The sequence below is a fragment of the Actinomadura sp. NBRC 104425 genome (assembly GCF_030269545.1).
Classification (GTDB): Bacteria; Actinomycetota; Actinomycetes; order Streptosporangiales; family Streptosporangiaceae; genus Spirillospora; species Spirillospora keratinilytica.
Map to the genome: position 1 here is coordinate 48456 of NZ_BSTN01000021.1, position 20722 is coordinate 69177.

General features: G+C 72.5%; 20 protein-coding genes, 1 tRNA gene and 1 pseudogene. 12 read left to right on the forward strand and 10 right to left on the reverse strand.

Translation table 11 applies throughout. From position 1 onward, the window contains the following. The first annotated feature begins 79 nt into the window (after positions 1-79). The 5 genes from QSK22_RS25455 (at position 80) to QSK22_RS25475 (ending at position 5019) form a co-directional block, all read left to right on the forward strand. Positions 80-571 (forward strand): nuclear transport factor 2 family protein, encoded by a 492-nt coding sequence (locus tag QSK22_RS25455; protein WP_285496895.1) that lies wholly within the window; start codon positions 80-82, stop codon positions 569-571. Further along, positions 568-1404, forward strand: a complete 837-nt coding sequence (locus QSK22_RS25460) for an SDR family NAD(P)-dependent oxidoreductase (protein ID WP_285496896.1) — start codon at positions 568-570, stop codon at positions 1402-1404. Before QSK22_RS25455 ends, QSK22_RS25460 begins: the two co-directional genes overlap by 4 nt. Continuing rightward, positions 1397-2197, forward strand: a complete 801-nt coding sequence (locus QSK22_RS25465) for an SDR family NAD(P)-dependent oxidoreductase (RefSeq protein ID WP_285496897.1) — start codon at positions 1397-1399, stop codon at positions 2195-2197. Before QSK22_RS25460 ends, QSK22_RS25465 begins: the two co-directional genes overlap by 8 nt. After that, entirely contained in the window at positions 2194-3609 is a 1416-nt protein-coding gene (locus QSK22_RS25470) for an FAD-dependent oxidoreductase (RefSeq protein ID WP_285496898.1), read from the forward strand. The genes QSK22_RS25465 and QSK22_RS25470 overlap by 4 nt, the downstream gene beginning before the upstream one ends. 93 nt (positions 3610-3702) lie before the next feature. Beyond that, positions 3703-5019, forward strand: coding sequence for an MFS transporter (locus QSK22_RS25475; protein WP_285496899.1), 1317 nt, complete (start codon positions 3703-3705; stop codon positions 5017-5019). A 92-nt stretch (positions 5020-5111) separates the two neighbouring features. On the opposite strand, the gene QSK22_RS25480 is transcribed toward QSK22_RS25475, so the two are convergent. Beyond that, complete coding sequence (locus QSK22_RS25480; protein WP_285496900.1) at positions 5112-5591, reverse strand: DUF8820 family protein; 480 nt, start codon at positions 5589-5591, stop codon at positions 5112-5114. Positions 5592-5622: 31 nt separating this feature from the next. Beyond that, positions 5623-6780 carry a DUF6745 domain-containing protein gene (locus QSK22_RS25485; protein ID WP_285496901.1) on the reverse strand — a complete coding sequence of 386 codons (1158 nt, stop codon included), beginning with the start codon at positions 6778-6780 and terminating at the stop codon, positions 5623-5625. A 341-nt stretch (positions 6781-7121) separates the two neighbouring features. Between QSK22_RS25485 and QSK22_RS25490 the strand changes: the two genes are divergently transcribed. Beyond that, entirely contained in the window at positions 7122-7919 is a 798-nt protein-coding gene (locus tag QSK22_RS25490; RefSeq protein WP_285496902.1) for a Scr1 family TA system antitoxin-like transcriptional regulator, read from the forward strand. A 342-nt stretch (positions 7920-8261) separates the two neighbouring features. Then, a complete protein-coding gene (locus tag QSK22_RS25495; protein ID WP_285496903.1) occupies positions 8262-8513 on the forward strand; it encodes a tyrosine-type recombinase/integrase in 252 nt (83 codons plus the stop codon). An 83-nt stretch (positions 8514-8596) separates the two neighbouring features. Here QSK22_RS25495 and QSK22_RS25500 read toward each other — a convergent pair. The 7 genes from QSK22_RS25500 to galU form a co-directional block, all read right to left on the reverse strand. Continuing rightward, positions 8597-8670: transfer RNA gene (locus QSK22_RS25500), tRNA-Ala, on the reverse strand. Between the two features lie 58 nt (positions 8671-8728). Continuing rightward, complete coding sequence (gene sepX, locus QSK22_RS25505; RefSeq protein WP_285496904.1) at positions 8729-9253, reverse strand: divisome protein SepX/GlpR; 525 nt, start codon at positions 9251-9253, stop codon at positions 8729-8731. A 250-nt stretch (positions 9254-9503) separates the two neighbouring features. After that, on the reverse strand, positions 9504-10133 hold the full coding sequence (locus QSK22_RS25510) for a GNAT family N-acetyltransferase (protein ID WP_285496945.1): 630 nt from the start codon (positions 10131-10133) through the stop codon (positions 9504-9506). 383 nt (positions 10134-10516) lie between these two features. Then, a complete protein-coding gene (locus tag QSK22_RS25515) occupies positions 10517-11002 on the reverse strand; it encodes a MogA/MoaB family molybdenum cofactor biosynthesis protein (RefSeq protein WP_502872362.1) in 486 nt (161 codons plus the stop codon). An 85-nt stretch (positions 11003-11087) separates the two neighbouring features. Then, positions 11088-11564 (reverse strand): cyclic pyranopterin monophosphate synthase MoaC, encoded by a 477-nt coding sequence (gene moaC, locus QSK22_RS25520; protein WP_285496906.1) that lies wholly within the window; start codon positions 11562-11564, stop codon positions 11088-11090. Further along, the gene (glp, locus tag QSK22_RS25525; RefSeq protein WP_285496907.1) at positions 11561-12772 is read right to left on the reverse strand and encodes a molybdotransferase-like divisome protein Glp; all 1212 of its coding nucleotides are present in this window, start codon (positions 12770-12772) and stop codon (positions 11561-11563) included. The genes moaC and glp overlap by 4 nt, the downstream gene beginning before the upstream one ends. Before the next feature lie 37 nt (positions 12773-12809). Then, positions 12810-13736 carry a UTP--glucose-1-phosphate uridylyltransferase GalU gene (gene galU, locus QSK22_RS25530; RefSeq protein ID WP_285496908.1) on the reverse strand — a complete coding sequence of 309 codons (927 nt, stop codon included), beginning with the start codon at positions 13734-13736 and terminating at the stop codon, positions 12810-12812. A gap of 33 nt (positions 13737-13769) precedes the next feature. Here galU and QSK22_RS25535 point away from each other — a divergent pair, with 33 nt between their 5' ends. The 4 genes and pseudogenes from QSK22_RS25535 to QSK22_RS34060 all read left to right on the forward strand — a co-directional run. Further along, a complete protein-coding gene (locus QSK22_RS25535; RefSeq protein ID WP_285496909.1) occupies positions 13770-14354 on the forward strand; it encodes a 5-formyltetrahydrofolate cyclo-ligase in 585 nt (194 codons plus the stop codon). A 275-nt stretch (positions 14355-14629) separates the two neighbouring features. Then, a complete protein-coding gene (locus tag QSK22_RS25540; RefSeq protein WP_285496910.1) occupies positions 14630-15622 on the forward strand; it encodes an NAD(P)-dependent oxidoreductase in 993 nt (330 codons plus the stop codon). A 218-nt stretch (positions 15623-15840) separates the two neighbouring features. Further along, entirely contained in the window at positions 15841-17325 is a 1485-nt protein-coding gene (locus QSK22_RS25545; RefSeq protein WP_285496911.1) for a potassium/proton antiporter, read from the forward strand. A gap of 139 nt (positions 17326-17464) precedes the next feature. Next, positions 17465-17605 (forward strand): annotated as a pseudogene (locus QSK22_RS34060) (FmdB family zinc ribbon protein); the annotation flags it as partial. Positions 17606-17619: 14 nt separating this feature from the next. Here the strand turns inward: QSK22_RS34060 and QSK22_RS34065 are convergent. Then, positions 17620-17817: a hypothetical protein gene (locus QSK22_RS34065; RefSeq protein ID WP_502872363.1), complete on the reverse strand. Its 198-nt coding sequence runs from the start codon at positions 17815-17817 to the stop codon at positions 17620-17622. Between the two features lie 640 nt (positions 17818-18457). Here QSK22_RS34065 and QSK22_RS25555 point away from each other — a divergent pair. Further along, on the forward strand, positions 18458-20599 hold the full coding sequence (locus tag QSK22_RS25555; protein WP_285496913.1) for an MMPL family transporter: 2142 nt from the start codon (positions 18458-18460) through the stop codon (positions 20597-20599). Positions 20600-20722: the final 123 nt, after the last annotated feature.

Here is a 20722-nt window from a genome sequence, read left to right on the forward strand (position 1 = left end):
ATCGCACTATGCGTGCGATAATCGCACACTACCGGACGGGGCACCACAGCACCAGGGGCGGCCCCGGGAGGGGCAGGGTATGCCGGCGGATGACATCGCCGCCGACACGCTGCTGGGCATCCAGCGGCTGTACGGGGCGCAGAGCCATCTGATCGACGAGGGCAGGGCGGCCGAGTGGGCGGCGACGTTCACCGCCGACGGCGAGTTCCGCTCGCCGTCCTATCCGCGGCCGGCGACCGGCACGCGGGAGCTGACGGCCTTCGCCGAACGCTTCCACGCCTCCGCCCGCGCCGCGGGGCTGGTGACCCGCCACGTCCTCACGAACCTATGGGTGGAGTCGGCCGACGACCACCGGGCCCGGGTCCGCGCCTATCTGCAGATCGTCAGCACCCCGGCGGGCGGCCCGTCCCGGCTGGAGCGGATGACCGTCGTCACCGACGACCTGGTGCGGGACGGCGGGCGCTGGCTGGTCCGGCGCCGCGCCGTCCACCGCGACGACGCCCCGCGCGACGGCGCGCGCGGCGGTCCCGCCCGGCGAGAACACGACGAACACGACGAGGAGAACGCATGACCGAGCCGGTGGGCCGGGTCCAGAACGCCCCGATGACCGCGCAGTACCCCGAGTTCCCGGGCAAGGCGGCCGTGATCACCGGCGCCGCCCGCGGGATGGGGGCGCGGTTCGCCACCGCGCTCGCGGCGCGCGGGGTGCACGTCGTGGGCGCCGACATCGACGAGGCGGCGATGGCGGCGACCGCCGAGCAGATCGGCAAGGAGATCGGCGAGGGGATCGGCAAGGACGGCGCCGGGGAGCCGGAGCCCGGCCGGGTCGTCGCCGCGCGGGTCGACGTCACCAGGCCCGAGGACCACGAGACCGTGGCGCGGCTGGCCCTGGAGCGGTTCGGCCGCCTGGACTTCTGGGTCAACAACGCGGGCGTCTTCCCGTACGCGGCGGCCGAGGAGATCCCGTCCGAGCAGATCGGCGCGACGCTGTCGGTCAACGTCGAGGGCGTCCTGTACGGCGCGCAGGCCGCGGCGCGGCACATGTCCCCCGGCGGCGCGATCGTCAACATGTCGTCGGTGTCGGCGGTGCGGGTGCGGCGGGGCCGCGCCGCGTACTGCGCGTCCAAGGCGGCGGTGGCGCACCTGACCGAGTCCCTCGCCGTGGAGTTCGGTGACAAGGGCATCCGTGTCAACGCGATCGCGCCGGGCTACATCGACACCGACATGACCCGCTGGGTGAAGGAGGACCCGGACGCGCTGCGGCACGCACTGGACTCGGTGCCGCTGCACCGGCTGGGGTCCCCCGAGGAGGTCGTCGGGCCGCTGCTGTTCCTGCTGTCCGACAGCGCCCGCTACGTGACCGGACACAGCCTCGCGGTGGACGGCGGTTCCCGCCATGTCTGACACCGCGTCCACCGAGACCGTGCGCTACCCGTCGGTCGTGCTGGTCACCGGCGCGGCGGGCGGCATGGGCGCCGGGCACGCCCGGGCGCTGGCCGCGCGGGGCGTGCACGTGTGCGTCGCCGACGTGGCCGACACCGGTCCGATCGTCGCGGAGATCCGCGCGGCGGGCGGTTCGGCGAGCGGCCACGCGCTGGACGTCGCCGACCCCGCCGCGTGGGCGCGGGTCGTGGCGCAGATCCGCGACGCGCACGGCGAGCTGGGCGGCCTGGTCAACAACGCCGGGATCTCGCGGCGGCTGGAGTTCCTCGACACCTCCGACGAGATCTGGGAGCAGGTCATGCGCATCAACCTGTTCGGCCCCTTCTACGGGATGAAGGCCGTGGCGGAGCTGATGCGCGACTCGGGCGGCGGCTCGATCGTCAACATCTCCTCCATCGCCGGGCGGATCGGCTACTTCTCGCCCGCGTACTCCTCCAGCAAATGGGGCCTGACCGGGCTGTCGAAATCGGCGGCCGGCGCCTTCGCCGAGTGGGGCATCCGCGTCAACTCCGTCCACCCGGGGCTGGTGGACACGCCGCTGCTGGACGGCGCCGACGCGTTCGTCGCCTCCGCCGTCGCCAGCATCCCCGCGGGGCGGACGGCCCGTCCCGAGGAGGTCACCGACGTCGTGCTCTACCTGCTGTCGGACCGTTCCACCTACCTGACCGGCGGCGAGGTCACGGTGGACGGCGGCCTGACCTCCAACGGCCTCTACCACCGCATCATCGCCGAATCGGGGGGTGCCCTGGCATGAACTGGGATGTGCTCGTCATCGGGGGCGGCGGCGCGGGGCTGGCCGCGGCCGCTTCGGCCGCCGAGAGCGGCGCGTCGGCGCTGCTGCTGGAGTCGGAGCGGGAACTCGGCGGCTCCACGCAGCTGTCGGCCGGGATGTTCACCGCCGCCGGGACCAGCGTGCAGGCCGCGCTCGGCATCGACGACTCGCCCGAGCGCTTCTTCCAGCACTACATGGACCTCAACCAGTGGATGCTGAAACCCGGGCTGGTCAAGGCGTTCTGCGAACAGGCCGGGCCGACGCTGGAATGGCTGCTCGGGCTGGGCGTGGAGATCCCGGCCGCCGTGTCGCACAACGCGCACATGCCGGGGCTGTGCCGGGCCGGGGTCGAGGACGTCTGGCGCGGGCACGTGCCCAAGGACCAGGGGCTCGGGCTCGTCCAGGTACTCACCAGGGCGTGCCGGGCGGGCGGCGTCGAGATCGTCCTGGGCACGCGCGTGGAGCGGCTGCTGCACGAGGACGGCCGGGTCGTCGGGGCGGTGGCCGACGGCGTGGAGGTGCGGGCCGGCGCGGTGGTGGTCGCCAGCGGCGGTTTCGCCCGCGACCCCGAACTGCTGGACCGCTACTACCCGTCGGCCGGGCGCGCCGGCGACGCGCTGTTCGTGGTGGCGGCGCCCGGCAGCCGGGGCGACCACCTGCGGTTCGCCGAGCAGATCGGCGCGGCGGTGACCGGCCGCGAGTGGGGGCTGATGCTGCCGACCGCCTACTTCCAGCGGCTGCACCACTGGCAGTCCGGCTTCCCGCCGCCCTCGCGGGTGTACGTCAACGGGCACGGCCGCCGGTTCATGGACGAGGACGCCTCCTACGCCGTCTCCGGCGGAATCATCGACGCCCAGGACGGCCCGGTGTGGGCGATCTTCGACGAGCGGGCCCGGCGGGGGCTGCCGCCCGGGTACGCGCACTGGACGCCGGAGCACGTGCTGGCCGAGGCGGAGGCGGAACGCACCGCGCGCGCCGCCACCCTGCCGGAGCTGGCCGAGATGATCGGCGTCCCCGCCGACGCCCTGGTCGCCACCGTCGAGCGCTGGAACGCGCAACTGCCCCAAGGCCGCGACGACGACTTCCTGCGGCACCGCACGCTGGCGGCCAAGGGCGCCGACGGCCCGCTCGACCCGATCGCCGAGCCGCCGTTCTACGCCGTCCGCACACTGCCCGCCGAGCTGGTGTGCACCCACGCCGGCCTGGAGATCAACGCGTCCGCCCAGGTCCTGGACCTCCGCGGCGACATCGTCCCCGGCCTGTACGCGGCGGGCGAGGCGGGCGCGGGCGTGCTGGGACCGCGCTACGTCGGCGGCGGCAACGCCGTGGCCAACGCGCTGACGATGGGCCGCATCGCGGGCCGAGGCGCCGCCCGGACCTCCGGAACCGCGTGACGCCCCTCCCCCGCAGTCTCCCCCGCCTGCACCGCCGCCCGTCCCGGGCGGAACCGACGGGCTCCCACCCCGAGTGTTCGAGGAGAACGAACCATGGCCCATCCGACCACCGCCCCCGACGGCGCCGACGTCGGCGCGCGCACCGTCCGCCGGGTGTCGACGCGCATCCTGCCGATCGTCGGGCTGCTGTACGTGTTCAACTACATGGACCGCGCCAACATCGGCTACGCCCAGCTCGGCATGGAGCACCAGCTGGCCATCACCGCGGCCGTCTTCGGCACCGCGGCGGCGATCTTCTTCCTGGCGTACGTGGTGTTCGAGATCCCCAGCAACATGATCATGAAGCGGGTCGGCGCCCGGCTGTGGCTGGCCCGCATCGCGATCAGCTGGGGCCTGGTCACCGCGGTGACCGGGTTCGTGCACGACGTCACCCAGCTCTACATCGCCCGGATCCTGCTGGGCGTCGCCGAGGCGGGGCTGTTCCCGGGCCTGCTGCTGTACATGACGCTGTGGTTCCGCTCCCGGGAGCGCGGACGGGCCATCGCCGCGCTCGCCCTGGCCCAGCCGATCGCGATGATCATCGGCAGCCTCACCGGCGGCCTGATCCTGGACCACGTGCACTGGTTCGGCCTGAGCAGCTGGCGCTGGGTGTTCATCCTGCAGGGCGTGCCCGCGGTGGCGCTGGGCGTGATCGTGCTGTTCTACCTGCCGGACGTGCCGTCCCGCGCCCGCTTCCTCACCCCCGCCGAGAAGAAGTGGCTGGAGGAGGAGATCGCCGGGGAGTACGTCCCGGAGGAGAAGACCGGGCCGCTGGAGGAGCTGCGCGTCATCCGCGACCCGAAGGTGCTCTACCTGGCGGCGGCCAACTTCTTCGCCGCCTGCGGGCTGTACGGGTTCACCTTCTTCCTGCCGCAGATCGTCAAGCAGATGGACCCGTCGTACTCGGCGACCAACATCGGTTTCCTCGGCGCGATCCCGTTCCTGGTCGGCGCCGTCGGCATGCTGCTGGTGGCGCGCAGCTCCGACCGGACGGGGGAGCGGCGCGGGCACGTCATCGCGCTGATGCTGCTGGCCGCGCTGGGCCTGTTCGGGACGATCCAGTTCCGGCACTCCCCGGTGCCCGCCCTGACCTGCCTGTCGATGGTCGCGATCGGGGTGCTCGGCTACATGGCGCCGTACTGGGCGCTGGCGTCCCGGCTGCTGTCCCGCGAGCGCACCGCGGTCGGGCTCGCGGCCATCAACTCCATCGCGGCGCTCGGCGGGTTCTTCGGCCCGTACGTGATCGGCAAGAACGCCACCGCGGACAACGTCACGATCGGCCTGTACTTCCCGATCGCCTGCCTGGTGGTCTGCGCCGTCATGCTGGCGTTCCTGCGCGTCCCGCGGACCGCCCGCGAGACCGGCCGGTGAGCGGGCGGGAGCGGGGCGGACGTGCCCGCCGCCCCGCTCCCGCGCCGCGATGAGCCGACTACCGGATTTTTTCGGCAGGCGCGGTTGCCCGGTCAGTCGGCCACGAACACGTCCCGGGCCGGTGCGAATCCGGCGCCGCGCACGGCATCGCTGCCGGGCCCCCGCCGCTCGCGCTGCCGGCGGATCACGTACGTGCCCGGCGCGATGCCGGTGCCGCCGTGCTCGGGATGCACCAGGTACACCGGGGCGGCCGCCCGCAGCGCTCCGACGGCCAGCCCGTCGCGGTCGGTGAGCTGGGTGGTCCACTGGCAGGTGCGGGGGTCGGCGACGAGCGTGTGCGGGTTGCCGCCCGCCACGCCGCGGACGACCTCCACTCCGGCCTCGGGCACCCACCGCCACGCGGCGGCCGCCCGGATCGTCACCTGCGGCAGCATCGCCAGCGGCACGACGATCAGGTCTCCCTGGGCCTGCAGCCCGTCGACGACCGGGATCGCCGCCTCCCGTTCCAGATGGCCGAGGACGTCCATGCCGGTGCGGCGCGTCAGGTCGGCAAGGGTGAGAACAGAGTTCATGCGTTTCACTTCCTGATGTCGGGTGGCGGGTTCAGGTGCGGCGGGCCAGTTGCGCGTACTGCGCTCTCGTCAGGCCGTACGACCAGCCGGCCGCCGCGACCGGGTCGTCGAAGCCGGCCGGGACGCTCAGCCCGTACCGGCGGCGGTGCCCGTCGCGATCGACCGAGCCGTTGACGGCCAGCAGCACCCGCCCCGTTCCGCCGGACCCCCAGGGCACGTCGTAGAGCCGCAGGACGCAGCCCGGGTTGCCGGGGTCGGCCGCTTCGGCGACCAGGCGCAGCCCGGCCTGTTCGATGTAGGCGTCCCAGCCGATGCGTTCGATGGCGCTGCGGCGCACCTCGACGTTGTCCTCCCGGTGGATGCGCTCGACGGTCGGGTCGGTGACGACCCAGGACGGGACGCGCGTGCCGTGCCAGGAGTACACGCCCCATCCGTCGCGGAACCGCACGGCCGCGCCGTCCTCGCTGTGCAGGCGCCGCTGCCCGTGCAGACCGCCGGGCAGCGGCTCGGCGCGCACGACAGCGGGCCGTTCGGTCACCACGCACACGTCCTCGCCAGACCACCACCAGCCGCACGACCGCGCGACAGTGGCCCATACGTCGAGCCGCCGCCCCTCGGCCGGGTGAACGCGCAGCGCTCCCACGCGCAGCCGCACGTCGACATCGGCGATCCAGTGCGCGTCATGCTGCCCGTACCAGGTGCGCCCGGCGATCTCCGGGGCGTCCAGTTCGGTGCGCAGTGGTGCCGCGACCTGGTCCCGAAGGGTGTATCCGAGCGACGCGCCCACCGTCTCGTCGTGCACGCGGGCCGGCGACCACCCCGCCTCCAGGGCCTCCTGCGGTGTCATCTCCGCGATGCGCCGCCCCAGGCCGAGGGGGCGCGGCGGACCGCCGTTCCGGTGCGGCAGGTGCCGGAGCTCGGACATCTCGCCGGCCAGCCGGGAGAAGAACGGCCAGTCCGCACCCCGCGACAGCGCCGACGCGATCCGCAGCCGCAGGGGGCGGCGCTGGTCGTCCGGTAGCAGGGGGAGGGCGGCACGCGGCGAGTCCACCCAGACGAAACGGGGTGCACGCCGACCGATCAGCCGGTACAGCTCGGTGATGGCCGCCTCGGCGGCGGCCCGGTCGGCCGGGTCCACGGACAGTCCGTGCCCCAGCCACTCGTCACGGATCTCGATGGCCCGGCGCAACCGCTCACTGTCGATCGCCGTTGCGCTCGGGCTGGTGCGGCCCATCACAGGGCGGCGGCGGAACCCGCCTTTCTCACGGTGCACCGCCCTGGCGCGCCTGCACGGCCCGGCATGGCGTCTGCGGTGTGCCGTCGAGCCGGTGCCGGGAAAGGCCCCATTGAAGCCGAATCAACACCTGCACCAGAGAATGTCACCACGACGCCGGGAAGTTCATCGGCGGCCATGATGCGAATGACATATCGCACTTTCTTCAATCTGCCCGGCACATCGGGCGCGATTCCATGTTCTTTACCGCCGTTCCGCCCAATGCAGTGGGCGCCGAGGTGGTAGAACGCTTGGATATGAGCAAGGAGCGGCTGCGTGAGATCGGGCGGGAATTGCGGTGGCGTCGGGCGGCCGCCGGGTTGACGGACACCGAAATCGCATCGCGGGCCGACGTGCCCGAGTTGACGGTGTCGCAGGTGGAGATGGGGCAGCGGGTCTGTGACCCCGAGGCGGTGCTGCGGCTGTTCGCGGTGCTGGACATGGAAGAGACAGAGGCCAGGCGGCTGGCCGCTCTGGTGCGGACCGCCTACGCGGAGACGGAGCCCCCGCGGATCGAAAGGGGCGTGTCCTTCCGGCCCGGTGCGGCGGTGGAACTGGGCGAGCAGGCAACGGCGGTGTGGGGGTTCGGGCCGTTCGTCATTCCCGGGCCGCTGCGGACGGCGGAGTACTCGGCCGAGTCCGCGCTGTTCATCGGAAGCGGCCTGGTGAATTGGGCCGCGGTGCTGGCGGACGGGAGCAAGCTGTTCACGTTCGTGCTGGCGGAGGCGGCGCTGCGGACGCGGCCGGGCGCGGGGACGTGCCTACCGGGGCAGATCGCCCACCTGATGACGCTGGCGGAACGGCCCAATGTGCGGTTGGGCATCGTGCCCGGCTCGGCGGATGGCTGGCCGCGTCTCCCGTTGCACGGCTTCACGGTGTTCGGCACCTTCGCCGTGACGGTGGAGACGTTCACACGCGAAGTGACTTACACCGACGCGGCCGAGGTGCGCAGGTACGCGGACGTCTTCCGGGAGTACGAACGAAACGCGCTGTTCGGCACCGAGGCCCGCCGCATGCTCGGCCTGGCGGCCTGCAGCGCCCCGGAGACGACATGATTCCCGTCGGCCAGTTCATGACGTGAACACGGCGCCCCACAGCGCCCCGCCACCATGTTCAGCCGTCACGCCCAGGCGCCGGAAGCGGCTCGTCACCACTTTCGTGGGGCCGGGCCGCGCTCGGCAACGCCGTCCGGGAAGAGATTTCGCCCCGCAACGTGGCGGCCCTGCTGCGCGCGTCCAAGCCACGGAAACGGCGTGTGAAGCCCCGGAGCACGCGGGGGGAAGCAACGGGTGCCGGCCCCTGCTCATGATCGGCGAGAGAGCGTTTTACGCGCGCGCACGCGTCAACCCCGGTTCTCAGGCCACACCGCGGTGAGGTCCCGGGCCTGCGGTGGGCCGATGTGGACCTGGAAGCGGAACTTAAACCGCGGCTTCGCGGCGGCATGCGACCGGGCGGGCGTGCGCCGGGTTCCCGTCCACGTCACCCGGAAGACCTGCGCCTCGCTCCTTGTGGCCCTGGACGTTCATCCGCGCGTGGTGATGCAGATTCTCCGGCACAGCCAGATCGCCGTCACCATGGACATCTACAGTGAGGTCTCGACGGCGGCCACGCGTAAGGCTCTGCGGAAGCTGGGCAAGCAGCTCGGCTGAGGTAGACAGCGTAGCTGTACATCGCTGCTGTACGAAGACCCGAAAGGCCGGTCTCCCGACGGGGGACCGGCCTTCATCCTGGGTGGAGCTGAGGGGATTTGAACCCCTGACCCCCTCGATGCGAACGAGGTGCGCTACCGGACTGCGCTACAGCCCCGAGGACGCGATAAGGCTAGCAAACTTTCGGGGGTGTTCGCGCATCGGGAGGCGGCGCGTCACTCGCCGACGACGCGGCGGTCGTCGGCGTACTGGTCGAAGACCTCGTCCTGGGCGTGCGGGTCCAGCTCGATGACGTCGGCGTTCCGCTGGGCGGCGGCGCGTTCGCGGCGGCGGGCGGCACGCTCGGCGCGGGCCCGGGCAGCGGCGGCGCGTTCGCGGCGGCGGGCGATGTCGATGCGGACGGCGACGCGGAGCAGGGCGATATGCGCCGCGAACAGGACGACGGCGGGCACGACGGTCCACCAGGGCGCCAGGCCGGTGGCGGCGACGACGGTCGTCACCAGGACGAGGACCGTCAAGCCGAACGTGCGGCGGCGGCGCCGGGCGATGACGGCGGCACGGCCGCGGCCACGGCGACGGCGCGGAGCGGGTGGAGGGGCCTCCTCTTCCTCCTCGACGGGGGTCTCCTCCGTGATCTCGTCTGTTCTCTTGGGACGTGAGGTGTCGCGCCGCAGCCACATGGGGACCAGGACGACCGCCCACACCGCGACGATGGCCAGGTAGAGTACTGCGCTGCTCACCGGCTCACCACCGGAGCCCGGCGAAGAGGCCGCAAGGCACGCCGGACCCGCGCACCGTCTTTCGGCACGCGCACGTGCATTGGGAGCAGGGCCACGCCCCGCACGGTACGAGCCGGTGTCAGACGTTGACGAGCATAAGGGGCGGTGTGTCGCGAGATCGATCCCGCGGTTACTCTTCGTTTGCCGACTCTTCTCCAGCGCAGGATTCTTACGGGGCGGGCGCAGACGATTGTCGGCGCGCCGCCAAGGGTCACGGAGACGAAGAGGAGCGGGGAAATTCCTGGCGGAGCGTGGCCAGCCAGCGGCTGCGCAGGCCGCCCGGCACGTCCTCCACGGTCAGCGCGTAGCAGATGTGGTCGCGCCAGGCCCCGTCGATGTGCAGATGGCGGCGCCGAATTCCCTCTTCGCGAAATCCGAGTTTTTCCACCACGCGTCGGCTGGCGGTGTTCTCCGGGCGGATATTCGCCTCCAGCCGGTGCAAACCGACGGTGAAGAAACAGTGGTCGACGGCCAGTGCGACGGCGGTGGGAATCACGCCGCGGCCGGCCACCTGCCGGTCGATCCAGTAGCCGATCTGCGCGGAGCGCGCCGAGCCCCACACGATCGCGCCGATGGTGAGCTGGCCGGCGAAGCGGCCCTCGTAGGTGACCACCCAGGGCAGGGCCAGCCCCTGCCGGGCCTCGCGGCGCATCGTGTGGACCATGCTGAGGTAGGGGCCGAGGCCGCTGCGGAACAGCGGCGTCTCGGGGTTGGTGGGCTCCCAGGGACGCAGCCAGTCGGCGTTGCGGACCCGCAGTTCCCGCCAGGTCGCGGCGTCACGGTGCCGGAGGGGGCGCAGCCCGACCGGGCCCTCGGACAAGGTGGTCGGCCATCCCCGCATTCGTTCCACGGCTCCATGATTCCCCTGTGGCGGGCTCGGACGCCATCAATTGTCGCCCACGATCCGGCGTGCGGCCCGCGCGCCGTCGAGAACCTGTTGTGCCCGGGGCGGTTGCGGCAGCGTCCCGCAGGACGTCTGAACGCGGCGCAGGGCGGCGGTCAGCGGCGGTGCCCGGCACGAGCCGGCGGCCGTCCTTTACCGGCGGCGATCACCCCCTCAGCCGCTCGGACGAGCTCCGATGCGCCGGGCGTCTCGGGCGCCAGGATGATCACGCGGAGGTGGCCGCATCCGGCCCGCAGGAGGCCACGGAACCCGGCCCGGGGTCCGGGAGCCGCGGCATCCTGGCGACGGGCAGGGGCTCTCCAGGTGGACGCCCCCGGTGGTCAGTCGGTCGGCCGCGGGTGGTCGCCGCCGCCGATCTGGTCGACGGCGTGCGCGAGCACCGGCCCCAGCACCGCCATACCGTCGCGGACGCCGCCGGTCGAGCCGGGCAGGTTGACGATGAGGGTGCGGCCTGCGACACCCGCCAGACCGCGCGACAGGACCGCCGCGGGCACCCGGTCGCGGTTGGCCAGCCGGATCGCGTCCGCGATGCCGGGGATCTCGCGTTCGATGACGCGCCGGGTCATCTCCGGGGTCTGGTCGGTGGGGGTCAGCCCGGTTCCGCCCGTGGTCACGACCACGTCGTAGCCTTCGGCCACCGCGTTGGCCAGCACCTCGGCGACGGGTTCGCCGTCCGGGACGACGACGGGTCCGTGCACCTGGCAGCCGAGGTCCTCCAGCAGTTCCACCAGCACGGGCCCGGACTTGTCGGCGTACACGCCCGCCGCCGCCCGGTTCGACACCGTGACCGCCATGGCCCGGATCATTCCTGCTCCCCCTCAACGCCGTCGTGTCGCATGCCCGCGCCCATCATGCCCGCCGCACGCGGCGACGGGACGGCGGCGGCCCGGGTCAGCGGTGCCAATGGCCGGTCTTGCCGCCGGTCTTCTCCTCGACCCGCACGTCCGTGATGACCGCGGCGGGGTCGAGGGCCTTGACCATGTCGATCAGGGACAGCGCGGCGACCGTGACGGACGTCAACGCCTCCATCTCGACGCCGGTGCGGTCGGCGGTGCGGACGGTCGCGGCGATGGCGACCCCGTCGTCGCGGACGTCCAGGGCGACCTCGACGCCGTGCAGGGCGATGGGGTGGCACAGCGGCACCAGGTCGGGGGTGCGCTTGGCGGCCATGATCCCGGCGATGCGGGCCACCGCGAGGGCGTCCCCCTTGGGCACGTCGCCGGTTCGCAACGCCTTGACGCACGCCTGCGACAACCGGACGAAGCCCGTGGCGACGGCCGAACGGGTCGTCACGTTCTTCTGCGAGACGTCCACCATCCGGGCCGCGCCGGTGTCGTCCAGATGGGTGAACTCCGAGCCCGTGCTCATGACGGCATCCTCATGACGTCGACCTGCGATCCGGCGGGCAGCCTGCCGGCGTCCTCCGGCACGACGATCAGGCCGTCGGCCGACGCGAGGGAGGCCATCTGATGGGAGCCCTGCGCCCCGAGCGGCACCACGGACGGCGGTTCGCCCCCCGGCTGGCGCAGCTTCCCCCGCAGGAACTGGCGTATGCCCGTCGGGGAGATGACGTCATCGGTTAGCACCGCCCGCACCACGGGGAGCGGGTCGGGGGGCAGGCCCTGCATGACGCGCAGGGCGGGCCGTACGAACACCTGGAACGACACGTAGGCGCTGACGGGGTTGCCCGGAAGGGTGAACACGGGTGTGCCTTTGAGAAGCCCGAACCCCTGGGGCTTGCCGGGACGCATCGCGACCTTGTGGAAGCCGACCGTGCCCGTCCCCGCCAGCACCTCCTTGACCACGTCGCGCGCGCCCATCGACACCCCGCCTGAGGTGACGATCGCGTCGGCTCGGGTCAGCTGGTCCTCCAGGGCGTCCATGACCTTCTGGGGATCGTCCCCCACGGTGGCCTGCCGGTAACCGACTCCCCCGGCCTCGGCCACCGCGAGGGTGAGCATGTAGCTGTTGGAGTCCCAGATCTCCCCGGGGGCGAGCCGTTCGCCGGGCTCGCGCAGTTCGGTGCCCGTGGACAGCACCACGACGCGCGGCCTCGGCCGTACGGTGACGCGCGCACGGCCCACCGCGGCGATCATGCCGATCTGCGCCGCGCCCAGGCGGGTGCCGGGCTCGGCCACGACCTGGCCCGCCGCGACGTCCTCACCGGCCCTCCTGATGGAGTTGCCGGGGGGCGCGGGCCGGGTTATGCGCACCGAGGCGGTACCGCCGTCGGTCCACTCCACCGGGACGACCGCGTCGGCCCCCGCGGGGATGGGCGCGCCGGTCATGATGCGCGCCGTCAGCCCCGGGCGTATGGCCGACACCCCCGGGTCCCCCGCGGCGATGTCGCCGACGACCGGGAGCACCACCGGATCGGTCTCCGACGCCCCTGCGACGTCGGCCGCCACCACCGCATACCCGTCCATGGCGGAGTTGTCGAACGGGGGAAGCGGCACGGGCGCCGGCACCGGCTCGGCCAGGACGGTGCCGTGCGCCTCCAGCAATGCCAGGTCCAGCGGCGGAAGCTCCCGGACGGCGCCCAGGATCTCCGCCAAATGCTCGTCGACGGTTCTCATGCCCACGGTCCCCCAGTGTGGCGCGCGGCCACGGCGGCTACGAACCCTCCGCGCCGTCGGCCGCGTCGTGCCGCTTGACGAACTCGCGCAGCCACGGGATGAACTCGGGTGCCAGGTCGGGGCGCTCGGAGGCGAACTGCACCACGGTGCGCAGGTATTCGAGCTTGTTGCCGGTGTCGTAGCGGCGGCCGCGGAACTTCACCCCGTACACGGTGCCGCCCTGCTCCTGCGGCATCTCGGCGAGGGTGCGCAGCGCGTCGGTGAGCTGGATCTCGCCGCCGCGCCCAGGCGGGGTCTTCTCCAGCACGTCGAACACGGCCGGGTCGCACACGTACCGGCCGATGATGATCCAGTTGCTGGGCGCCTCGTCCGCGGCGGGCTTCTCCACCAGGTCGGTGATGCGCACCACGTCGTCCTCGTCGGTGCCCTCGATGGCGGCGCAGCCGTAGGCGGAGACCTGGTCCGGCGGCACCTCCATCAGCGCCACGACGCTGCCGCCGCGCTGCCGGCGCACCTCGATCATGCGGCTGAGCAGCCGGTCCCGGGAGTCGATCATGTCGTCGCCGAGCAGCACGGCGAACGGCTCGTCGCCGACGTGCTGGCGGGCGCAGAGCACCGCGTGCCCGAGGCCGCGCGGCTCGCCCTGCCGGACGTAGTGCATGGTCGCCAGGTCGCTGGACTCGCGGACGGCGGCCAGGCGCTCCTCATCGCCCTTGGCGCGCAGCGCCTCCTCCAGCTCGTAGGCGCGGTCGAAGTGGTCCTCGATCGACCGTTTGCTGCGGCCTGTGATCATCAGCACGTCGGTGAGGCCGGCGTCGACGGCCTCCTCGACGACGTACTGGATCGCGGGCTTGTCGACAACCGGGAGCATCTCCTTGGGGGTCGCCTTGGTGGCGGGCAAGAATCGGGTACCGAGGCCCGCCGCCGGGACCACCGCCTTCTGCACAGGTACGAAGTCGGCCATAGAAAGACCCTAGTCATCAACGAGGACCGCAGCGTGCACCACACCGACGCCAAACTCTCGCGCCGCGCCGAACTGCTGGCCAGGCGCACGGCCATGGATTCGGGCGCGCGCGCCGCCGCGGCCCGTTCACTGCGGGACACGCTGTTGTCCACCCCCGAGGTGGAGATGGCGGGGACCATCGCGGCGTACGTGTCGATCGGCGCCGAGCCCGACACGCGGGGGCTGCTGTTCGCCTTGTGGAAGCGGGGCGCGTACGTGCTGCTGCCCCGTCTCCTGCCGGACCGCGACCTGGACTGGGCCTCCTACGAGGGGCCCGATTCGCTCGCTCCGGGGCCGCGCGGGCTGCTGGAGCCCACCGAGCCTTCCCGTGGGCCGGACGCTGTGGCAAGCGCGGACGTGGTGCTCGTCCCGGCGGTCGCCGTGGACCGCACGGGGATGCGGCTGGGCCGGGGCGGCGGTTCGTACGATCGCGCTCTGGCTCGGGTGGGCCCCGCCATCCTCACCGTGGCGCTGCTGTACGAGGGGGAGCTGGTCGACACCCTGCCCGCCGAACCGCACGACCAGCGGGTGCGAGCCGCCGTGACGCCGTCCGAGGGCCTTGTCCGCTTCCCGTTCTGAAGCTTCCCGTTCTGAAGCTTCCCGTTCTGAAGCTTCCCGTTCTGAAGCTTCCCGTACTGAAGCTTTCCGTACTGAAGCTTTCCGTACTGAAGCTTCCCGTCCTGAAGCTTCCCGTCCTGAAGCTCCCGTCCCAGAGGTCGCGCCGGGGGCGGCGCCATCGCGTACGGGCGGGACCGGGGCGAGTACGGGCGGAAGGTCCGCCGTGCGTAGAGTTTTGATCGTCCGACCCCGTCCGCTGCCCCGCGGTCGCGTGCCGACGCAAGGGAGTCCTTCAGATGACGAAGCCGTGGCGGATCCTCGCCCTGGCCCCGCTGGACCCGTCCCTGATCCGCGGCATCCTCGAACCGGTGGCGGGCGACGCGGCGGAACTCGTCTTCCCCGCGGAGCGGGAACGGAGCGCGCTCCTGGACGCGCTGGCCGACGCCGAGCTGGTGCTGGCGGACTTCAGCGGACGTCTGGCGCTGGACGCCGAGGCCGTGGCGGCGGCACCGCGGCTGGCGTTCGTGCAGATGCCCGCCGTGGGCACGGACAGCCTCGACCTGGACGCGCTCACCGCCGCGGGTGTGCCCGTGGCCAACGCGGCGGGGGCCAACGCCCGTTCGGTGGCCGAGTGGGCGGTCGGCGCCGCGTTCGCTCTCTGCCGCCACCTCGCGTGGTGCGACCGACGCGTCCGCGAGGGCGGATGGCCGCAGGTGGAGATGCTGGGGCGGGGCACCCGGGAACTGCGGGCCCAGCGCGTCGGAATCCTGGGGTACGGGGCGATCGGCTCCGAGACCGCCCGGCTGTTCCAGGCGCTGGGGTGCGCGGTGTCGTACTGGTCTCGCCGGCGGCGCCCCGACGCCACGGCCGCCTACCGTGAGCTGGACGACCTGCTCGCCAACTCGGACATCCTCGTGGTGACGCTGCCGCTCACGGACGAGACACGCGGCCTGCTGGGCCCCGACCGCCTCGCCCGCCTCCCCCAGGGGGCCATGCTGGTCAACGCGGCGCGCGGCGGCATCGCCCCTGACGAGGCGGTGCTGGCGGCGCTGGAGTCCGGGCGGCTGGGCGCCGCCGCGCTGGACGTGTTCGACGAGGAGCCGCCGCCCGCCGACAGCCCTCTGCGCCAGCACGAGAACGTGCTGCTGTCCCCGCATGCGGCCGGTACGACGCTGGACGCGCAGCTGGCGATCGCGTCGGCGGTGCAGGAGAACCTCGCCGCCGTCCTGGCCGGGCGCCCCGTGGCCAACGTCGTGAACGCCGTGGAGCCGCTGGTCCGGCGGCGCTGACGCGCACGGCGGCCGTCGCGGCGACGGCGTCGTTCACGTCCCGGGCCGGATCGCCCCAAGAGCCGGTTAAGCGGCGGCCCCCAGGGCAGTAAACAGGCTGGTTGGGGCATGTCCCGGCCCCCCGCTTCCGGATCGCCCCCAAACCGAATGTGTGTGTGAAGCACATAAATCGGTAGGATCGCGAACGATTTGACTTCGCGGCCCCGCAGGGGAGGGATGTGCGGCTCGAACTCTGGCTACTCTTCGGCTCGATACTCGTACTCATTGCAATCCTAGCGGTCCGGCTGTCCCACAGGGCGGGATTGCCGACCCTTCTGGCGTACATGGGCATCGGCCTGTTCCTCGGCGAGGCCGGGCCCATCGGCCTGCGCTTCGACAACGCCGAACTGGCGGAGGTGCTGGGGCTGGCCGCGCTCGTCCTGATCCTCGCCGAGGGCGGCATCACCACCAACTGGCGCAACGTACGGCCGTCCGTGCCCGCGGCACTGGCCGTCTCCACGCTCGGCACCCTCATCAGCGTGGTCATCGTGGCGGTCGCCGTGCACTGGCTCCTCGACATGGACTGGCACTTGGCGTTCCTGCTGGGGGCCGTCCTGGGCCCCACGGACGCGGCCGCGGTGTTCTCCGTGCTGCGCCGCCTGCCGCTACCGTCCCGGCTCGTCGGGCTCCTGGAGGCCGAGTCGGGATTCAACGACGCCCCCGTCGTCATCGTGGTCGTCTGGCTCAGCACCCACACCGGCATGCCCAACGTGGCGGAACTGGTCGGAATGATGGTGTACGAGCTGGCCGCGGGCGGCGCCTTGGGGTTCCTCATCGGCTGGCTGGGCGCGTACGCGCTGCGCCGGATCGCCCTGCCCGCCTCCGGTCTCTACCCCATCGCCGTGCTGTCCCTGGCGATCGGTTCGTACGGGGCCGCGGCCTTTGTGCACGCCAGCGGTTTCATGGCCGTGTACGTCAGCGCGTTGGTGCTGGGCAATACGCGGCTTCCGCACCGCCCCGCCACCCGGGGGTTCGCCGAGGGCATCGCCTGGCTGGCCCAGATAGGCCTGTTCGTGATGCTGGGGCTGCTGGCCGACCCCGAGGAATTGCCCGCGCAGATCGTCCCCGCACTCGTGGCCGGATTCGTCCTGCTGCTGGTGGCCCGCCCCGTGTCGGTGCTGCTGTCCACGGCGGGGTTCGGGCTGTCGCTGGGCGAGAAGGCGTTCGCCTCCTGGGCGGGCCTGCGCGGCGCCGTGCCGATCGTGCTGGCCACCATCCCGATGGTGGAGGACGTGGCGGGCGCCGACCGGCTCTTCTCCATCGTCTTCACCATCGTCGTGGTGTTCACCCTGCTGCAGGGGCCGACGCTGCCGCTGGCGGCCCGCCTGTGCCGGCTGAAGAGCGACCAGGAGGCCCGCGAGCTGGACGTCGAGGCCGCCCCGTTGGAGGAGCTGCACGCCGACCTGCTGGAGGTCCGGGTGCCCCGCGACTCGCTGCTGAACGGCGTGGAGATCTTCGAGCTGCGGCTGCCGCAGGGCGCCTCGATCACGCTGATCGTGCGGAACGGGACCAGTTTCGTCCCCGGGCCGACGACGGCGCTGCAGGCGGGCGACAGGATGCTGGTGGTCACGACCGCGGCCGTGCGGGAGGCCACGGAACGCCGCCTGCGGGCCGTCAGCCGCCGCGGCAAGCTGGCGGGCTGGTTCGGCGAGACCGGGATGTAGCCGGCGGCACCCGGCCGCCGGGGGCGCGACCTGCGGGAACAGGCCGCGCGCAAATCAGGTTCTACGCATGGGTACCATTAGCAGTCGTTCTAGGTGAGTGCCAGCCCGCGCAGCCGGGCTGAGTCAGCGAGGAGGAACCGTGCCGACGTATGAGTACGTTTGCACCGAGTGCGGCGAACCTCTGGAGGTCGTGCAGAAGTTCAGCGACGCCGCGCTGACGGAGTGCCCGGCGTGCAACGGCAGGCTTCGCAAGGTCTTCTCCGCCGCGGGCATCATCTTCAAGGGTTCCGGCTTCTACCGGACCGACAGCCGCAACTCCGGCTCGTCCTCGACCCGCGGCACCTCCAACGGCTCGAAGAGCTCCTCCTCCAGCACGTCCGAGTCGTCGAGCTCGAACGGCTCGTCCTCGTCGTCGGATTCCTCGTCGAGCTCGTCCTCCTCGTCGTCGAGCAAGGTCGCCTGACCCGCGGACGCACCCGTCCGAAGGATCATGGTCGGTTCCCAGGAGCCGCACCCGCCGCCCATGGTCCTTCGGACTCTTCCCCTTCCCGTTTCGCCTTCCCCCGACGCCCCGGCGCCTCCTCCGGCCCGTGACCGGAAGCGGCCGTCGCCGGGCTCGCCGGCTGCCCGTCCCCAAGGCGCGCGTCACGTTCACGACGCCCGCACAGGACGGATGCCGCCTCCTCCGCGAGGCGTAGCCGCGTTGAGCCGCCCCCATGCGCGGCGGCCTCTCTCCCCGCCCGCCTGACTCCTCCTCCCGCAGCGCCGGTCGCACTGGCAGAGCGGCATGAGCACCAGGCACGCCGCTCTTCTGCGCAGCACCGCCGTCCCATGCCCGCGTCCCCGTGCGTGGGCGACGAGACGCCTCCGCCACCGCCTCTACGCCTCGCGCAGTAGGGGACGGGGCGGAGGCGTGCTTCATCTGAGGTAGCGCCACTCCCGTCCAGCGCGGGACGACCGCCGCCGCGTCCACGGCGGACGATGGTCAGGCCCAGAGCGGAGCAGCGCTCAGCCACCCCTCGGGACGTCCACCCGCTCCGCGAACTCGCGATAGTACTTGACAACCCTCTAATCCCGAGACCCTCCACCCCGCAACCGAAACGCGATATATCTCAAATTTGCGGGAGAAGCCATGAACGCACCCCCTGATGCTCCCCCCGAACCCGGCGGCCCCGGCGGCCGCATCGCGGGGTTCATCGCCGGACGGCGCACCAAGTGGGTCGTGCTGGCCCTCTGGGTCGTGCTGCTGGCCGCCCTCGGCCCGCTCGCCGGCCGGCTCGGCGACGTCGAGGACGACGACGACGCCTCCTGGCTGCCCGGCGGCGCCGAGTCCACGCAGGTCGTCAAGTTGCAGGAGCGGTTCCGCGACGACGAGACGATGCTCGCCGTGATCGTCTACGAGCGGCCGTCCGGCATCACCGCCGCCGACCAGGCCAAGGCCCGCTCCGACCTCGCGGCGTTCGCCGGACTGCCGGGCGCGCAGCAACCGCAGGGGCCGTTCCCCAGCCGGGACGGCAAGAGCCTGCAGACCCTCGTCCCGCTCACCGACATCGACGCCGTCAAGGCCGTCGACGACGCCCGCGACCTGGCCCGGCGCGGCCCGCCCGGGCTGACGGCGCACGTCACCGGCCCCGCGGCCGCCCGCGCCGACATGATCAGGGTCTTCGACACCATCGACGGCTTCCTGCTCATGGCCGCCGGCCTCGTCGTGATCGTCCTGCTGCTGTTCATCTACCGCAGCCCGCTGCTGTGGATCGTCCCGGTGCTCAGCGCCCTGGTCGCGCTCGGCCTGGCCCAGTCGGTGGTGTACCTGCTGGCCCGGTACGCCGACCTGACCGTCAACGGGCAGAGCGCCGGCATCCTGACCGTCCTGGTGTTCGGCGTGGCCACCGACTACGCGCTGCTGCTGGCCGCCCGCTACCGCGAGGAACTGCACCGGCACGCCGACCGGCACGAGGCCATGGCGTTCGCGCTGCGCCGCGCCGCCCCTGCGATCATCGCCTCCGCCGCCACCGTCGCCGTCGGCCTGCTGTGCCTGCTGGTCGCGGAGATGAACTCCACCGCGGGTCTCGGGCCGGTCGCCGCCGCCGGCGTGATCACCGCGCTGGCGTCCATGACCACCCTGCTGCCCGCCCTGCTGGTGATCTGCGGACGGTGGCTGTTGTGGCCTCTGGTGCCCCGCTACGACGCCAGTTACCTGGCGCCCGAGGCGTACGAGGCCGAGCACGGCTTCTGGAGCCGCATGGCCGGGCTGGTCGGCCGCCGCTCCCGGGTGATCTGGGCCGTCACGTCGGTCGGCCTGGTCGCGCTGCTGTTCGGGCTGGGCTCGCTGCCGGCGCAGGGGCTGTCGGACGCCGGCCAGTTCGTCGACAAGCCCGACTCGGTGGCCGGGGCGGAGGCCGTCGCCCGGCACTTCCCGGCGGGCTCGGGCTCGCCCGCCGTCATCATCGCCAACTCCTCCGCCTCCCGGCAGGTCGCCGCCGCCGTCTCCGGCACGCCCGGGGTGGCCGAGCTGAGCCGTCCGGTCACCGCCGCGGGACTGGTGCAGTACGAGGCGACGCTGCGCGACCCCGCCGACAGCAAGGCCGCCCAGCGCACCGTCGACCGCCTGCGCGACGCGGTGCACGCGGTGCCCGGTGCCGACGCCAAGGTCGGCGGTACCACCGCCATCTCCCTTGACACCAACCGCGCCGCCGACCGCGACAACCTGGTCATCATCCCGGTCGTCCTGGCGGTGATCCTGCTCATCCTGGTCGCGCTGCTGCGGGCACTGGTCGCCCCGCTGCTGATGATGGCCACCGTGGTGCTGTCATTCCTGGCCTCCGTGGGCGCCAGCGCACTGGCCTTCCGGCACGTGTTCGGCTTCGAGGGGTCCGACGCCGTGTTCCCCCTGCTGGCGTTCATCTTCCTGGTGGCGCTGGGCGTGGACTACAACATCTTCCTGATGCACCGGGTGCGGGAGGAGTCGCAGGCCCTCGGCACGCGCCGCGGGGTGCTGCGCGGCCTCACCGTCACCGGCGGCGTCATCACCTCGGCCGGGCTGGTGCTGGCGGCCACGTTCGCCGCCCTGACGACCCTGCCGCTGGTCGGCATGGTCGAGATAGGCTTCGTCGTCGCCTTCGGCGTGCTGCTCGACACGCTGATCGTCCGGTCGCTCCTCCTGCCCGCCCTGTCGTACGACCTCGGCCGCCGCATCTGGCTCCCGGGCGCGCTGGGACGGCGCCGCCCGTCCTGCGAGCCGGACTCGTCCAAGGCCCTGACCCAGGTGAGCTGACCCTCACCACCGAAGGGGCCCGGCGCCGCGCCGGACCCCTTCGCATCGGCGCGCCGGACCCGTCCCGAAGATCATTCGGCAGGTTATCCACAATGGGCGGCGGGACTCCCGGCCGGACGCCGC

Bases quoted from the DNA above. Each gene is read 5' to 3' on its own strand.
- QSK22_RS25455 (WP_285496895.1), top strand. From the start codon at position 80: ATGCCGGCGGATGACATCGCCGCCGACACGCTGCTGGGCATCCAGCGG.
- QSK22_RS25460 (WP_285496896.1), top strand. From the start codon at position 568: ATGACCGAGCCGGTGGGCCGGGTCCAGAACGCCCCGATGACCGCGCAG.
- QSK22_RS25465 (WP_285496897.1), top strand. From the start codon at position 1,397: ATGTCTGACACCGCGTCCACCGAGACCGTGCGCTACCCGTCGGTCGTG.
- QSK22_RS25470 (WP_285496898.1), top strand. From the start codon at position 2,194: ATGAACTGGGATGTGCTCGTCATCGGGGGCGGCGGCGCGGGGCTGGCC.
- QSK22_RS25475 (WP_285496899.1), top strand. From the start codon at position 3,703: ATGGCCCATCCGACCACCGCCCCCGACGGCGCCGACGTCGGCGCGCGC.
- QSK22_RS25480 (WP_285496900.1), bottom strand. From the start codon at position 5,591: ATGAACTCTGTTCTCACCCTTGCCGACCTGACGCGCCGCACCGGCATG.
- QSK22_RS25490 (WP_285496902.1), top strand. From the start codon at position 7,122: ATGAGCAAGGAGCGGCTGCGTGAGATCGGGCGGGAATTGCGGTGGCGT.
- QSK22_RS25495 (WP_285496903.1), top strand. From the start codon at position 8,262: ATGTGGACCTGGAAGCGGAACTTAAACCGCGGCTTCGCGGCGGCATGC.
- QSK22_RS25510 (WP_285496945.1), bottom strand. From the start codon at position 10,133: ATGCGGGGATGGCCGACCACCTTGTCCGAGGGCCCGGTCGGGCTGCGC.
- QSK22_RS25515 (WP_502872362.1), bottom strand. From the start codon at position 11,002: ATGATCCGGGCCATGGCGGTCACGGTGTCGAACCGGGCGGCGGCGGGC.
- moaC (WP_285496906.1), bottom strand. From the start codon at position 11,564: ATGAGCACGGGCTCGGAGTTCACCCATCTGGACGACACCGGCGCGGCC.
- glp (WP_285496907.1), bottom strand. From the start codon at position 12,772: ATGAGAACCGTCGACGAGCATTTGGCGGAGATCCTGGGCGCCGTCCGG.
- galU (WP_285496908.1), bottom strand. From the start codon at position 13,736: ATGGCCGACTTCGTACCTGTGCAGAAGGCGGTGGTCCCGGCGGCGGGC.
- QSK22_RS25540 (WP_285496910.1), top strand. From the start codon at position 14,630: ATGACGAAGCCGTGGCGGATCCTCGCCCTGGCCCCGCTGGACCCGTCC.
- QSK22_RS34065 (WP_502872363.1), bottom strand. From the start codon at position 17,817: ATGATCCTTCGGACGGGTGCGTCCGCGGGTCAGGCGACCTTGCTCGAC.
- QSK22_RS25555 (WP_285496913.1), top strand. From the start codon at position 18,458: ATGAACGCACCCCCTGATGCTCCCCCCGAACCCGGCGGCCCCGGCGGC.